This window comes from bacterium, from assembly GCA_037128595.1.
Taxonomy (GTDB): Bacteria; Verrucomicrobiota; Kiritimatiellia; order CAIKKV01; family CAITUY01; genus JAABPW01.
In genome coordinates, this window is record JBAXWB010000003.1 from 73,063 (window position 1) to 87,657 (window position 14,595).

At 56.0% G+C, this 14,595-nt stretch carries 11 protein-coding genes; 5 read left to right on the top strand and 6 right to left on the bottom strand.

Annotated elements, in window-relative coordinates; translation table 11 throughout:
* Window positions 1-3: 3 nt before the first annotated feature.
* The 5 genes from WCS52_02480 to WCS52_02500 are packed head-to-tail and all read left to right on the top strand — an operon-like array spanning window position 4 to window position 6,357.
* Window positions 4-957 (top strand): bifunctional precorrin-2 dehydrogenase/sirohydrochlorin ferrochelatase, encoded by a 954-nt coding sequence (locus tag WCS52_02480; protein MEI6166037.1) that lies wholly within the window; start codon window positions 4-6, stop codon window positions 955-957.
* Window positions 932-3,061: a uroporphyrinogen-III C-methyltransferase gene (gene cobA, locus WCS52_02485; protein MEI6166038.1), complete on the top strand. Its 2,130-nt coding sequence runs from the start codon at window positions 932-934 to the stop codon at window positions 3,059-3,061. Before WCS52_02480 ends, cobA begins: the two co-directional genes overlap by 26 nt.
* A complete protein-coding gene (gene hemB / locus WCS52_02490; protein ID MEI6166039.1) occupies window positions 3,058-4,047 on the top strand; it encodes a porphobilinogen synthase in 990 nt (329 codons plus the stop codon). The genes cobA and hemB overlap by 4 nt, the downstream gene beginning before the upstream one ends.
* A 6-nt stretch (window positions 4,048-4,053) precedes the next feature.
* Entirely contained in the window at window positions 4,054-5,322 is a 1,269-nt protein-coding gene (gene hemL / locus WCS52_02495; GenBank protein ID MEI6166040.1) for a glutamate-1-semialdehyde 2,1-aminomutase, read from the top strand.
* 42 nt (window positions 5,323-5,364) lie between these two features.
* Window positions 5,365-6,357 carry a helix-turn-helix domain-containing protein gene (locus WCS52_02500; protein MEI6166041.1) on the top strand — a complete coding sequence of 331 codons (993 nt, stop codon included), beginning with the start codon at window positions 5,365-5,367 and terminating at the stop codon, window positions 6,355-6,357.
* A gap of 10 nt (window positions 6,358-6,367) precedes the next feature.
* On the opposite strand, the gene asnB is transcribed toward WCS52_02500, so the two are convergent.
* The 6 genes from asnB to WCS52_02530 are packed head-to-tail and all read right to left on the bottom strand — an operon-like array spanning window position 6,368 to window position 14,590.
* Entirely contained in the window at window positions 6,368-8,368 is a 2,001-nt protein-coding gene (gene asnB / locus WCS52_02505) for an asparagine synthase (glutamine-hydrolyzing) (GenBank protein MEI6166042.1), read from the bottom strand.
* A 4-nt stretch (window positions 8,369-8,372) separates the two neighbouring features.
* Window positions 8,373-9,911 (bottom strand): AMP-binding protein, encoded by a 1,539-nt coding sequence (locus tag WCS52_02510; GenBank protein MEI6166043.1) that lies wholly within the window; start codon window positions 9,909-9,911, stop codon window positions 8,373-8,375.
* Window positions 9,912-9,920: 9 nt separating this feature from the next.
* Window positions 9,921-10,898: an NAD(+) synthase gene (gene nadE / locus WCS52_02515; GenBank protein MEI6166044.1), complete on the bottom strand. Its 978-nt coding sequence runs from the start codon at window positions 10,896-10,898 to the stop codon at window positions 9,921-9,923.
* Window positions 10,895-11,200, bottom strand: a complete 306-nt coding sequence (locus WCS52_02520) for an acyl carrier protein (protein MEI6166045.1) — start codon at window positions 11,198-11,200, stop codon at window positions 10,895-10,897. The genes nadE and WCS52_02520 overlap by 4 nt, the downstream gene beginning before the upstream one ends.
* A 43-nt stretch (window positions 11,201-11,243) precedes the next feature.
* On the bottom strand, window positions 11,244-12,245 hold the full coding sequence (locus WCS52_02525; protein ID MEI6166046.1) for an alpha/beta fold hydrolase: 1,002 nt from the start codon (window positions 12,243-12,245) through the stop codon (window positions 11,244-11,246).
* Window positions 12,203-14,590, bottom strand: a complete 2,388-nt coding sequence (locus WCS52_02530; protein MEI6166047.1) for an oligosaccharide flippase family protein — start codon at window positions 14,588-14,590, stop codon at window positions 12,203-12,205. Before WCS52_02530 ends, WCS52_02525 begins: the two co-directional genes overlap by 43 nt.
* Window positions 14,591-14,595 lie beyond the last annotated feature (5 nt).

The following is a 14,595-nucleotide window of genomic DNA, read 5'->3' on the forward strand; positions in this document are numbered from 1 at the left end:
ATTATGAGAAATGAATCTCGAGTTCGTAAAATCCTGCCGGTGAACCTCATGCTGGAGGGACGCCCCTGTCTGGTGGTCGGCAGTGGTCAGATTGCGGCGCGCAAAGTGGGCCACTTGCTCGAGGCCGGCGCCTCCATTACGGTGGTGGGGCCGGAGGCTTGCGAAGCCATTCGCGAATGGGCCGCGGCGGGGCGGATTCAATATCGGGCGCGCCTGTTCCGTAACTCGGATGTGAAGGGGCAGAGGGTGGTATTGGCGGCGACCGATCACCCGGAGGTGAACGGGGAGGTGCTGCGGCTTTGTCGCCAGAAAGGGATCCTGTGTGCCGCCGCGGATGCGCACTGGACCGAAGCCGATTTCCTGATCCCGGCTACCCTGCGGCGTCCCCGCGTGACCTTGACGATATCGACGGGTGGGGAATCCTGCCGGCGTGCGAGGTTGATCAAGGATTACCTGGCCCGCCACATGGATCATCTACAGCAGGCCGATCTGCTGGTGGTCTCGGTGAAGCGTCCCTCACGCACCTCAAAATCCAAGGTTGCCGAACTGGGTACCGTGCTTCAGCAGATCTGGGGGGTATTTGAATTTGTGATTCTCAGCCAGCCCGATCACATCGAGGTGCTGGCCGTCGTGTCAGGGCAAACCGGCGTCGCGGCGACGCTGCTGCGGGACTGTCTCCGCGCACGTTTCTCCGGGCGTTCCTGCATCCAGGAGGGGGCTTCCGCTGTAGAACATGTGGCTGACTCATTCCGCCTGAACGGTGATAGTTTGAGCGGGGCCTTGCGCGACAGTACCTGCGCCGGTTGGTCGGGGGTGATGATGAAAGAGTGGTTTGAAGCGGGATTCCGGCTGTCTGACAAACGGTGTCGATCTCGTGCGCAAACCGTATTATCAGGTTTGCGCACGTTAGGAGGAGAGTATCAGAGGCTGTATGAAAACATCATCAGAAGTATTTAAAGTGGGGACCCGGTCGAGTCCGCTGGCGGTATTGCAGACGCGAGGGGTCATCGCGCAGTTTGAGGGGTGCCTTCCCGGAAGCCGTTGGATGGCCGCCCCCCTCTCGTCGCCAGGAGATCGGGATCAGGGCATGGATTTGCGGCAGAGTCCTGCCGACTTCTTCACTAAAGATCTGGATGACCAGGTGCGGTCGGGCGTTCTGGATTGTGCGGTGCATAGCGCCAAGGATGTCCCGGACCCTATCGGTGAAGGCCTTGATTGGGTCTGGTTGCCGTGGACTGAGGATGCCCGTGATGTGTTGATCCGGCCTGCCGGGCGGGATATCGCCTCCATGCCGGCCAATGGCAGGATTGGCGTGAGTAGTGAGCGCCGGGAAGCCTATTGCCGTAGCCGTTTTCCGGAGGCCCGACAGAGTCCGATTCGCGGAACCATTGAATCGCGGTTGAGTCAGTTGGATCGGGGCGATTTTGATCTCGTGGTGATGGCTGGCGCGGCCATGAACCGGCTGGGATTGCAGGACCGTATTACCGAGTGGATCCCGGCTAGCGTTCTCCCGCCTCCGGATGGACAGGGAACCCTGGCGCTGACCTTCAGGGCCGGGGATGAGCGTTTTCAAATACTGCGGCGGTTGTTTGTGAAGTCCGTGACCTTTGCGGCCGCAGGGGTGGGATCGGCAGGGGCGTGTACGCTGGAAGCCCTGAATGCGCTCAAGCGCTGTGATGTGTGTCTCCATGACACCTTGCTGGGGCATGACCTGATCAGCATGCTGCCGCCTTCCGTGAAGTGTGTGGATGTGGGCAAACGGTGTGGTCAGCACAGCATGCCCCAGGATGAAACCACCTATCTGATCACCCGTTATGCGCGGCGTGGGTTGCGGGTGGTGCGGCTCAAGGGTGGGGATCCGGGGGTATTCGGGCGACTGGCCGAAGAGGTGGAGGCGCTGGATGAACTGGGGCTGCCGTATCGTGTCATGCCCGGTGTCAGCAGTCTGAGCGCGGCGACCTCTGTGACGGGTAAACTGTTAACCCGGCGCGGGGTCTCACGAGGTTTTACGGTCATGACCCCCCGCAAAGAAGGGGGAGGCGTGGGTTCAGTCAACGCGGATGAACGCCGCACCTTGCCAATCGTGTTTTTTATGGCCTTATCGGTGGCGGATGAGGTATCCCGGCAATTGATCGCCGAGGGGATGTCCCCGACGACGCCCGCCGCAGTGGTGTTCGGGGCGGGGAGCGACCAGTCATTTTCGATCACCAGTGATTTGGCGGGGATCGCGGCCCGCATCAAGGAGACCGATACCGAACTGCCCGGCCTGCTTATTGTCGGGGAGGCGGCGAGGTATCAATACCCGACTTGGGGGGCGCTGGAAGGACGGCGCGTATTGCTGACCGCAAGCCATGCCTTGCAGGATAAGGCGGCCGATCTGGTGAATGATTTCGGCGGAATCCCGGTTTGCCGCCCGTTGATCAAGTTGGAGCCGACGGCAACCGCTTTGGAGTGCATCCGCCAGATCGCTACGTATGACTGGGTGGTTCTGACGTCACCCTCGGCCGTGCGGTGTTTCGGGGAACTGCTCAAGACGGCTTGGACGGATCTGAGGAAGGTGCCCAAGCTGGTCACCTGTGGCGGAGGGACCTCCCGTGAGCTTTGGACGTTGGGGCTTCAGGCGGATATTGAACCGAAGGCCGAGTTCAGTGCCGACAGTCTCTTGAAAACGGTGGAGCCCCTGATGAAAGCCGGGCTGCGGATTCTGCGGCTGAGATCCGACAAGGCCGGTCCTTCACTGTCGCAGGCCTTGAAGGCGATGGGTGGGTCCGTTGAGGATTGCCTGCTGTATCACAACCTGCCGATTCAGCAGGGGGGGAAGCCTGACTGTGAGGTGGTGTATTTTGCCAGTGCCTCGGCGGTTGAGGTGTATGATCAGCAGTGGGGTGTGGCTTCCTTGAAAGGGAGTCTGGTCGTTGCCATCGGGAAGCCCACCGTGGCGGCCCTTAAGCAGCGAGGGGTAGCGGTGGATCTGGTTCCCCCGGAGGCCACCGTGGAATCCAGCATGGCCGCATTGGCCGCATACTATGTGAGAAACTCATTTGTGAAAGGTGAGATATGAGTACATTTCCTGAAGTTCGATTGCGGCGATTACGCCGGACCCCTGCGCTCCGGCGTCTGTTTGATATGCCTTTGCCGGGACCTGAAAAATTCATGTGGCCGGTGTTTATCAAGGAAGGGTCCGGCGTCAGCGAACCCATTGAGGCCATGCCTGGCCAGCGGCGGATGAGTGTGGATGTCCTGTTGAAAGACCTGGCGCCGGTGGTTGATATGGGAGTGAACAGTATCCTTGTTTTTGGGCTGGTGGACGGCAAACAAAAAGATGGATCAGGAACAGCGGCCTATGATGAACAGGGCCCCGTGCAGCAGGCCATCCGCGCGATTCGCCGGGAGTATCCCGAGCTGGTGATTGCCTCGGATGTCTGTGTGTGTGCCTATACCTCGCACGGGCATTGCGGGCCGTTGACGGGTTCCGGGGATGTGGATAATGATGCGGCCAACGTGGTGCTGGCGAAGATGGCGGTGTCCCATGCGGCGGCGGGTGCGGATATGGTGGCGCCGAGTGCGATGATGGATGGCCAGGTGGCGGCACTCCGCCAGGCACTGGATGCCGAGGGCTTCCAGCAGACGTTGCTCATGAGTTATTCGACCAAGTTCGCCTCCAGTATGTATGGGCCGTTCCGGCAGGCTGAGGAGTCAGCCCCGCAGAAAGGGGACCGCAAGAGTTATCAGGCCTCCTATGGGGACCTGCGGCAGGCACTGCGCGAGTCGCAACTGGATGAGGGGGAAGGCGCCGATATCCTGATGCTGAAACCTTCGCTTTTCTATCTGGATATTCTTGCCCGCCTGCGCGAGCAAACGGATCTTCCGATCGCGGTGTATAATGTGAGCGGTGAGTATTCCATGCTGATTGCGGCGGCAGATCGTGGCTGGGGGGATTTGGGCGGCATGGTCCGCGAATCCACCATGGCCTTGTCCCGCGCCGGTGCGGATATTATCATTTCCTACTGGGCCAACCGGTATGATGAGATTTTCAAGAAAGGATGACCTTCCATGACTTCCAGGGAATGGTTTGATCGGGCGACGCGTGTGATTCCCGGCGGGGTGAATAGTCCTGTCCGGGCCTTTAACTCTGTGGGAGGCGCCCCTCTCTACGTGGTGAGCGGCAAAGGGGCCCGGATCCGGACGGTTGAAGGGGCTGAGCTGGTGGACTTTTGCGGGTCATGGGGGCCGCTGGTCATGGGGCATGCCCATCCCGTGGTGATTGAGGCGATTTGCCGGGCTGCCGCCGAGGGTACCAGTTTCGGGATCAATACCCCCCGTGAGGTGGAGTTTGCCGAAACGCTCTGTGCGCTGGTGCCATCCATGAAGATGGTGCGTGCGATGAGTTCCGGTACGGAAGCGACCATGACAGCCATCCGTCTGGCCCGTGGCTTCACCGGTCGCCGTAAGATATTGAAGTTTGATGGCGGGTATCATGGACATGCCGACTGCCTGCTGGTTTCTGCGGGTAGTGGCCTTCTGACTGGGGGCATCACCTCTTCGGCAGGGGTGTCTGCGACGGTGGCCGCGGAGATGCTGGTGCCCGCTTACAATGATCTGGCGGCGGTGGATGAAATTGTCCGGACGCAGGGTGATGAGATTGCGGCCATCATTGTTGAACCGGTGGCCGGGAATATGGGGCTGATCCCGCCGGCGCCGGGCTTCCTGCAGGGATTGCGGAATGCGGCAGACCGGTGCGGGGCCTTGCTCATCTTTGATGAGGTGATCACCGGGTTCAGGCTCGGCCCGACCAGCTATGGGGTGATGTGCGGGGTGACGCCCGACCTGACCTGTCTGGGGAAGATTATTGGTGGGGGCATGCCGGTGGGCGCCGTAGGGGGACGCGAAGACGTGATGCGGAAACTGGCACCCTTGGGCCCGGTGTATCAGGCGGGAACGCTCAGTGGCAATCCGGTGGCCCTGGCGGCGGGACTGGCGACACTGGGATTACTCCGGAAAGAAAATCCTTATCCGCGGATGGAGCAGCTGGGGCGGCGTTTAACTGAAGGGCTTAATGGCATCGCCCAAGAACGGGGGCTGACGTTCCACTGTGCCGGACTTGGCGGCTTGTTTACCCCTTTCTTCATGCGCGAGGCGCCAACGGATCTGGCAACGGTGAAGCGGTGTGATGCGAAGGCTTATGCCGCCTTTTTCCGTGGGATGTTGAGGGGCGGCTGTTACCTGCCGCCCTCACAGTTTGAAGTCGGCTTTGTTTCGGCGGCTCATACTGAAGCGGACATTGATTTCTTTTTGAACTCTGCCCGCAATGCATGGTTGTAAACGTAATTTGTGAACAATGACCAGCACGGAGGGAAGTGATTTATGAAGATTCCTGATGCAGATAGTTTGGATCAGAAGATCTTGCAGCACCCATTGATCCTGCAATTGGGGGAGATGGTGGCCGAAATTATGGGCCTGCGCGTGTTGGTCGTATATCCCAATGAGGATGGGTGGAGTCAATTCTTTGTAGGGATGAGCGACAGTCCCAAGACGGAATTCTGTCGGCTGATACACTCTACCAAAGACGGTGGAAAGCATTGCAAGATGTGCCATGTCTTAATGACGACGGCGGCACAAAGTGATGGTCAGGTTGAACATCGTTGTCATTTGGGGTGCGAAGTTCTGGTGACCCCGGTGAATGATGCCTCTTCAGGTGCGGTAGCCGTGTTGAGCTTTTGTATGTTTCCCGGGAAAGCAACCTGGCCGGCGGTACGCGCGCGGGGAAAAGAGCTGGGGGTTGATTTGGGGGTATTGCGCAAAGCGTTCTTGAAACTCCCTCAATTGAGTGAGAAAGAGCGGCAAGGAGCGCTTCAGATAATGCGAGCCCTGGGTACGGCGATTCAGGAAGTGAAGCGGAATTATGACCTGCAAGGGCAATTGTTAGCCATGCAAAAAGGCGGTGGGGCGGCGGCCATTATGCAGGACCTCATCCGAAACAGCGGTCGGGGCGAACTTTCCGTTAAGGGGAAACGGTCGGATACGGTGCCCATGCTGGTTCACGTGGTTTGCGAACTGATTCGGCAACGGCCCGATCTGCCCCTTTCTGTCAAGGAGCTGGCGGCGGTAGCCCGTTTGACACCCAATCATTTCACGGCCTTATTCCACCGGCATACAGGTCAGGTTTTTACCGAGTACCTCTCGAATGAACGACTTAAGCGGGCCAAGCAATACCTGGTGGATCTGACCTTGAGTATTAACGAGGTGGCACGACTGGTGGGGTATGAGGATCCGAGTTACTTTACGCGCTGGTTCCATCAGCGCGTGGGATCCTCCCCTCGCGAATGGCGTGAAACTCGTTCCTCGGAAGCGGCGTGAGGGGGAGCAGTCAGCCAGCCCCTGTTCCGTTACGGTGAACGTTTACGGGCTCATCGTGCGATATCGGGGGGGGTATCGTAAATCGGTCGATAAATAACGAATGAAGCAACTGCGTGGAAATAATTCCAGCAAGCGTCATGTCTGCGGTTTCACTGATCCACTCGCTCTTCTCTGTTTTATTGACCAGCTGTGTGACCGCGTCGGCATTGAATAGTCCTGTTTTTGTAATCATGCCGGGGGATAACAGGTCGCGGACATAGGCGGCGGAACCACTGAAAAAACTGCGATGAATGGGCGCGCGGTAGGGGCGTTTTGGCCGCTGCCATATTTCGGATGGCAGCCATTTACGTCCTAATTTCTTGAGAAGAAATTTCTCTGTCAGCCCCCGCAATTTGAGGGAAGAGGGAAGGCGATTGCAAAATTCCACGACCCGGTAATCCAGAAACGGAAACCTGCCTTCGATCGAATGGGCCATCCCCATGCGATCGCCCTGGGAGGACAGCAGATATTGCGACATGAATATCGAGCTTTCCAGGAATTGAGCCTGAGCCAGGGAATCCCAGGATTTGAATTCCGGAGGGATCGCTACCTGGTCGGCGCCTTTGCAGGGTTGACCGGCCAGGTGAGCGATTAAGTCTTTAGAGAAAAACCGGCAGGTATGGCGGTTGTTCTTCCAGCGAATAGCATGGGAAAAAAAGGGGTCATCTAGCCCTGTTTCAGCGCTCTGAAAGAATGCCGAGAGGAAGGCGGGGCTCGTCTTCGCCAGTCCGGTGAGATCAGGGTAAAGGCGTTTGAATAAAAGGGAGCGCCAGGTTGATTGCGGTTGCCTTGCCGAAAAGCGGCGCACTTTGGCTTCTTTGAAAATATCATAACCCGCCAGGAATTCGTCAGCGCCTTCTCCCGTGAGGACGACCTTATAACCACACTCCCGGACCCGTTGCGACAAGAGGAACATGGGGGCGGGGGACGTACGCATGATGGGGATTTCAGTATGCCAGATCACGTCCGGGAAGACGCGGCCGATGTCGGCATAGGAAGCCTGTACGACCTGGTGATCTGTATTGAGGAAAGCGGCCATCTGGCGCTGGAACGGACTTTCATCGAATGCCACATCATTAAAGCTGATGGAGAATGTGTCGAGCCGTGTTGTCGCACACCTGCGGATAAGCGCCGTGATCAAGGAGGAATCCAGTCCCCCGCTCAAGTAGGCCCCTACGGGCACATCGGCACGCAGGCGAAGCTTCACCGCGTCAAGGAGAAGACTCTCCAGTTCATCCAGATAGCTGTCGGGGTGACGTCTTCCGGAGAAGGACTCAAGAGCAGACTCTTCGCTAGGAAATTCTGATTTCCAATACTGGGTAAGGGACGTTTTGCCGGCGTGGGCCAGCAGATAGTGCCCGGGGGGTAATTCAACGATCCCTTTGAAAATCGACCGGGGGGAGAGCGGACTCCAGAAGGTGAAGATCTGGTCGAGAGTAATCGGGTCAAGCTCTGCCTTTACCTCGGGGACGGTGAGGATGGCTTTGATTTCAGATCCAAAAACAAGGGATCCGTTAATGACGGTGTAGAAAAGCGGCCTGACCCCGAGACGGTCGCGTGCCAGGAAAAGGGTTTGATGGCGGGCATCCCATATCGCCAGTGCAAATTGACCGTTCAATCGGGACAAACAGGCGGGCCCGTACTCCTCGTACAGATGAATCAGAATCTCGGTGTCAGCATGGGTGGTGAACCGATGTCCTTGCGCTTCTAGTTCCGGGCGAAGTTCAATATGGTTGAAGATTTCGCCATTGAACACAATCCAGAGCGTGTGATCTTCATTCGTAATGGGTTGCTGGCCACCGCTCAGGTCAACGATACTCAGGCGGGCACTTCCCAGGCCAATATGGTCATCCAGATAGATCCCGAACTCGTCAGGCCCGCGGTGCCGGATCATGGCAAGCATCTGGCGAAGCATCGCCTCGCTTGGAGGGGTGCCCGTCTTGAGATTGAGGGTACCGGTAATGCCGCACATGATGTCAGGTGAGTCCTTTCTTGGAAATCTTTCCCGAGGAGGTTTTGGGGAGTGAATCACGGAATTCAATGTATTTAGGCATCATGAAATCTTCAAGGTGTATGCGGCAATGGGCAGAAATCTGCGCTACTCCCAAGGCTTTATCAGTGACGACCACAAATGCCTTGATCGCCTGTCCCAAAAGGGCGTCAGGGACTCCAATTACGGCCGCTTCCAATACCCCCTCGAGGGAATAGAGAACGTTTTCGATTTCTTTTGGAGAAACTTTTTCTCCACGGCTTTTGATCATGTCATCACTTCGGCCGACAAAGTACATGCACCCGTCGGTATCCATGCGGAATAGATCACCCGTATGACAGACCCGTTCCGCCGGCAACGGTCCCGGCTTGAAACGTGCCGCCGTGGCGTCCGGTGATTCCCAGTAGCCGCGCATCACATGGCGGCCTCTGACCACCAGCTCACCCGGCGTATCAGGACCCAGCCGGCGTCCTTCCTGGTCCTCAAGCCATACTTCAGTTCCGGGAATAGCAATTCCTACCGAGCCAGGCTTGCTATCCAGCAGTTCCGGAGGGAGATAGAGGGTTCGTTTAGTTTCCGTCAGGCCGTACATGGAATATAATATGGACTGGGGAAATTTCCGGCGAAGCTCCTGAATGTGGCTCGGGGGGAGGGAGGCCGCAGTATTCGTGATATAGCGCAACGAAGACAAATTGAAGGGGGTCAAATCCAGCTGAAGGATCATGGCGAAAAGGGTCGGAACGCCCGGGAACCCGGTGACCTGTTCCTGCTCGATCCGGGTTAAAATCGCAGCCGGGTAGGCAAATCCCGATTCCAGGACCAGTCTCCCTTCGAACTTGAACGTCATCAGTAATTGATATAATCCATAGTCGAAGGAAAGCGGGAGGACATTGATGACCACATCGGTGTCAACATTCCGCAGATACTGAATTATGGATGAGGCGGCAAACTCAACATTCGAATGGTCGGACATCACCCCTTTAGGTTCACCAGTCGTTCCCGAGGTATATATGAGGCAAGCAAGATCGAGGTCAATATTCACCTTGGGAGGAGGCAGGGCAGACGCCTGTCCCAGAAAGGGTGCGAAGGGATGGTATGGTGCGGGTAGCGCGGCTTCCTGATCTGATGATGAGCCGCAGACCACCACGGTGTGAAGGGAGGGAACCGTGGCAAGAAGTTGAGCTGAAGGAGTTTCTTCAAGAAAACGTGGATCAGCGAATAAAGCGGAGGCGCGGCAATTATCAAGGATGAAGTGGAGCTTATCAGTTTTCGTCGAGCGGTTGATGAGAACGAAGACCCCGCCGGATTTAAGCGCTGCGAAAATGGCCACGACCGCCTCGACAGAGTTGTGGAGGTAGATCGCGATCCGATCACCGCGCTGGACGCCTTGTTTGATGAGAGCGTTGGCCAGCCGATTGGTCTTGGCGTCAAGCTGGGAATAGGTAAGCCGCTGATCTTCATAAACCAGGGCAATCTTGTCGGGGCGCCGCGCGGCACTATTTTGTAAAAAGTCCTGGACGAGCATAGGTCACCTCTATAGTGGTTCAACAAGTGATGGAGGCGCATGTAAATATTCCGCAGCCCGGCGCTTGGATCGGATATCGGTAAACACGCGTTCAACAAGGGCTGCCGCCATCCCAAGCTCTTTCCCGATGACTGCGGAACTGAAGCCGTGGTTCAAGCCATAAAGAATCAGATCCATTTTGTCGTATGGCAGCGAGAAATAAAACTCCTCCTGACTCTGGGGAAGGGAATAGGTATCTGTGGTTGGCGCCCGGTTGCAAATGTCGTCTGGTAATCTCAAGTGTCTGGCCAGCTGATAAACCTGGGATTTGTAGAGATGGGCGATTGGTTTGATATCTGCCGCTCCATCACCCAATTTTACAAAAAACCCCTGGTCATACTCGAGGCGGTTGGGTGTGCCTGCCACCGCGTAATTCAGCCGATCAGCATGGTAGTAGGCCAGCATCATACGGGTGCGTTGTTTGAAGTTTGAAGCCGCAACGATTCCGAGATAAGCGGCCAGGGATAAACGCGCGGAAGTGCGTTGGCCTGCCGGCGATTCGGCTATGATGGAAAACAGGCGATATTGATCCTCCGCAAGAAGACTGGGAAGCGCGATCTTCGACTTCCAGTCAGGTCCGTATTCAGGAATCATGAGCCGGATGGCATCATCTCTCCGGCGATAACAGCCCTGCGCTTCCAGAATCCCGGTGATATCTTCATGAACCGTGTTAATGCCGAGATGTCTGGCGACATGCCGGCTTAAGGGTAGTGTTTCAGAAGCTGAATCCCGTTCCGGCATGAGTAGCCCCAGTACCCGTTCACGGCCCAGTGCGGTCACCGCAAGGGCGCCCACCACGCTGCTGTCGATGCCTCCGGAAAGCGCGACAATTACCCCTTTTTTTTTAAACCGGCGTAAGACCTGCTCGCATAGTGAGTCCTTGATCTTCGCTGCGGCCGCAGCACAGTCGAGATCGAGCAGGCCGCTTGAAAATGGTGTCGTATTCATGGTGCCAATTCTCCAGGGAGGGGGTTGGGGGCGTAGAGGCAAGGGGCCCCCGGTTTTCCCTGATCCAATTTTCTTGACAGGAACTGAGCAACGTTATTGATGCTGTCAAGGTTGGCTGGAAGTAATTCCTGTGTTTCAATTTCAATGTCGTATGTGGATTCCAGAAACGTGACGAGTTCCAGGATACCGGTTGAGTCTAGAATGCCTCCGCTCAGGAATGAGGTATTGTCCCGCAGGGGGGCCGCATCCCCGTAAAGAAAATTTGCCACCACAAATGCCCGCACGTCATCAGCGTAGTTCATATCGCCTCCTTTTCCTGTATTCATACTAAGTCGTTTGGCTGTGTCATTCAGCGACAGATGACTTTCGAAACTCATTTTCAAACCAATTCCTGACATGTTCGATCACTTTCAATTTCCCGTCTCCTGCAAGAAAGCCATGGTCTGTGCCTGAAACCTTTTTGTACTGGGCCCGGAGTGGGCCGTCAGAAAGCAAATAATCCAAATAGTCAAACTCGGTATCTTTTCTGGGATCAACCGCTGCAATGAACAATAACCTCGTCTGACTTTTCAATGCCTGCTTAACGCGATTCAAGAGTTCGTCATTGGTCTGGGGAGGGAGTTCCGTGGGCACGGTATTTCGTTGAGCGGGATGAGGGAGGGATGATCTCGTATTGGAAATGAACCGTCGTGTTTTCTGTGCGCTTTTTTGAAGAAAATCACCCATACCTGTTTTTAAAAGAGCGGCGCGTATCTCATCTCGAAAGGACGTAAATCTCAGACGCCACCCTTCCCGGGCCGGCAGGGTGGGGGAGTTCCCGGGTGATGAAGAGTTTTCTAACGCCAGGGTAAAGATCAGATCGAGGGCGAAGATGCCTTCTGGCCAGTTGGTTGGACGGGAGGTAGCCGCATAAAAAGCGGTTATGGCTCCGCCACAATGTCCCCCAATGACCAGCCGTTGCAGCCCAAGTTCCTCCTTGACCCGGTCTAAACACTCACACGTCAGTTCGGCGAAACCTCCTTCCTGGACGGTTTTTACAAATGAAACAGAATCCACTGGTAAGTCCCCTTCAGAATCGCCAAGTCCGGGTTGATCCATTCGTACGGTCGTTATTCCCATTTCGGCTAATGCGTCAGATAGGGCAACGGCAAGTTGTCCTTGTCCGGACCGGGGAAGGAAACCCGGGTGGAGTACAATAACGCCTAATCCTTCAAATCCAGTGGTTCTTTTTGTAGCCTCGTCCGGAGGCACATGTACCGTTCCCCTGAGTCGGAGTCCATGGACAAGTATTTCGATACACTTTCTCATAGGTGCCGGGTTGATCTGTTTACATTGCTGGATATCCATTGGGTGTTTGCTTTAAAGAAATCATGCATGTCGGGATTCAGCGGCGCCCGATGAATGCGCAGTCCAGGGTTCAATGCCTGCCATAATCCCCCACCAGCGATCAGCGGCACTTCCGACTGGCTGAGTTTGGTAACCTTCCAAGGCCGCCCATGGTCATCGATCCCGTCTTTCCCGCCACTCTCCGGGAGGACGAGGGTCATCTCCTCGGCTTCGCGCCATAATGCCGGTGTGATCGTGTAGCCGGCGGCATCAATGGCAATGCCCTGCTCCAGGCTCGACTTGTAATGGGCCCAGGTTTTGACCTGACCCGTCTCCGAGTTTGCCAGATCGAAAGCCATGCGCTTGAAGAAGGTATCCCGTAATGCACTTGAACCGCATTGGGAGGGGGACCACAACAACATCCCGTCTCCGAGTCCGGTTTTGAAACTGTGCGCAATGATCAGTCCACCCAGCCCGATCCCGTTCAATATGAGCGGGACATCGGGAGCTTGTTCCCGCAGATAGGCACACGAGTTCATGCAGTCTTCAATCCATGATTTCAACGTATAGTCCTGGAAACGGCCAGTGCTTTCGCCGCATCCCCGGTAATCGAACCTGAGTGCAGAAAACCCCTGTTCCGCAAGATATCGGGCCCATCGGACCCATGGGGCATAAGAAAAAGGACGTTCTACGGCAAAATGTCCCGCCAGCAATACTTGAGCGACGGGTTTATTCGCGCGGTGAAATGCAAAATATACGTGTTGGTTGCCATGATGGAGATACCCGAATTCTTCTTTTGAGGAATAGGCCTTGGCCAGATTCGGCCGGATGATATCTCTCGCAATTATTGGGGGCAAAGCAGGGATTTCTGTTTGTGGGTCTCTTTGGAATAGTCCGATCAACTTGCAGGAAATATTTTCAAAATAGTCACCTCCAAGCGACTCTTTCAATTTCAGATAACTCCACCAGGTGGCAAGGAGGGTGCCTGCAACCCCGACAGATAGTGAAACAGAAGGACTGGTGTACCGGCAAAGGAGGAAGATGGCCGCCGTTGCGGTGATGATGATAAACATGGTTTTTCTGGAACTCTTTTCCCATGAGAAGGAGGTGAGCCTTCTGGCGACGAGAACAATGAGGGCGGTATAGAAGCCGTAAAAGATAAAAAAGGCGATCCCCGAACCTTCAAAGCGCCACCATTGAATGCACAGGTAAAAAATAGCAAGTTGGATGATCGCGCAGGAGCCTTCGACGAGCATAAATACCCCCCCCCGACCCTTTGCAAGGGCAATGAATCCCAGGGGCCAGCTTACCACCTTCAAGGCATCGCCGAGAATCTGCCAGCGGATCACGTCCGTTGCCGCAGTGAAGGCCGAGGAATAGACTATTTTAAGAATCCACGGTGCCAGAACTAACGTAGCGAGGAGGCCAGGGAACATGATCAACATTCCCATTTCCGCCTGTTCATTGATGAGGCGGTTACAGGTAACATGATCCTCGGCGACGGCGGCTAACCGGGGGTAATAGTCCGTTCCCATGGCTCCAAGCACCATGCCGGAGAAGGTGAGGGACAACGCGCAAGCGGCTTGGTACAGGCCAACGGTGTCGAGGTTGAACCTGTTCGTGATGAGTAACCGCGTTAGATAGAAAATAGCAGCGCCGATGAAGCCTGTCACCACAACGGCAATGCCAATGCTCAGCAACCCTTTTAATTCGGTAAACAGGTCTTTGATCGTAAGGGTGATTCGTTCTATCGGTACTTGTCGTGCAAACCACCAGGAGGCAATCACCGTGCAGAAGGAGGCCATCATCAGGAACCACGGGACCCCTTGCTCACGCAGAACGATGATAAAAGGGAGTGCGATGACCGTTCCGCCGATGGCGCCCAGCACCTGGCATAGGCTGAGTTCTTTTATCCGGCGCATTCCTTGAAGAATGGCGCGTTGCCGGGCACCGAATCCCTCGATCAGTACTACCGTTGCCACAATCCTGATGCCGACCGCGTGGTCCGGGTCCCCAAACGTCAATTGGGAGATCGGGCTGGCAAATGCGATAATCCCGCACATTCCCGTCAATCCGCCTGCCCAGGTTAGCGTCTTCAGTGCGCTGACCGTAGTCGCGATTCGGCGCTCGTTGTTTTTTGCCGCTGAATCAGCTATCTGCCGCACCCCGCTGACCGGAATTCCAAGGACGCTGAGAGATCCAACGAGTGCCGGAATGGAGGCATATAACCCGGCAAGGCCAACGCCCGCAGGCCCTAACAATACGGCCAGTAATTTGTTTTTGAGCAAACCGAATCCGAGACTGATGGCTTGTGAGCCACCAATAAGGGCTGTCGACTGGAAAATCTGGCGTCGGGATTGCGACATGGACG

Coding starts and splice junctions, on each gene's coding strand:
- hemB (MEI6166039.1), top strand. CDS start 3,058: ATGAGTACATTTCCTGAAGTTCGATTGCGGCGATTACGCCGGACCCCT.
- WCS52_02525 (MEI6166046.1), bottom strand. CDS start 12,245: ATGGATATCCAGCAATGTAAACAGATCAACCCGGCACCTATGAGAAAG.
- WCS52_02510 (MEI6166043.1), bottom strand. CDS start 9,911: ATGCTCGTCCAGGACTTTTTACAAAATAGTGCCGCGCGGCGCCCCGAC.
- WCS52_02500 (MEI6166041.1), top strand. CDS start 5,365: ATGAAGATTCCTGATGCAGATAGTTTGGATCAGAAGATCTTGCAGCAC.
- cobA (MEI6166038.1), top strand. CDS start 932: ATGAAAACATCATCAGAAGTATTTAAAGTGGGGACCCGGTCGAGTCCG.
- nadE (MEI6166044.1), bottom strand. CDS start 10,898: ATGAATACGACACCATTTTCAAGCGGCCTGCTCGATCTCGACTGTGCT.
- WCS52_02480 (MEI6166037.1), top strand. CDS start 4: ATGAGAAATGAATCTCGAGTTCGTAAAATCCTGCCGGTGAACCTCATG.
- WCS52_02530 (MEI6166047.1), bottom strand. CDS start 14,590: ATGTCGCAATCCCGACGCCAGATTTTCCAGTCGACAGCCCTTATTGGT.
- hemL (MEI6166040.1), top strand. CDS start 4,054: ATGACTTCCAGGGAATGGTTTGATCGGGCGACGCGTGTGATTCCCGGC.
- WCS52_02520 (MEI6166045.1), bottom strand. CDS start 11,200: ATGAACTACGCTGATGACGTGCGGGCATTTGTGGTGGCAAATTTTCTT.
- asnB (MEI6166042.1), bottom strand. CDS start 8,368: ATGTGCGGCATTACCGGTACCCTCAATCTCAAGACGGGCACCCCTCCA.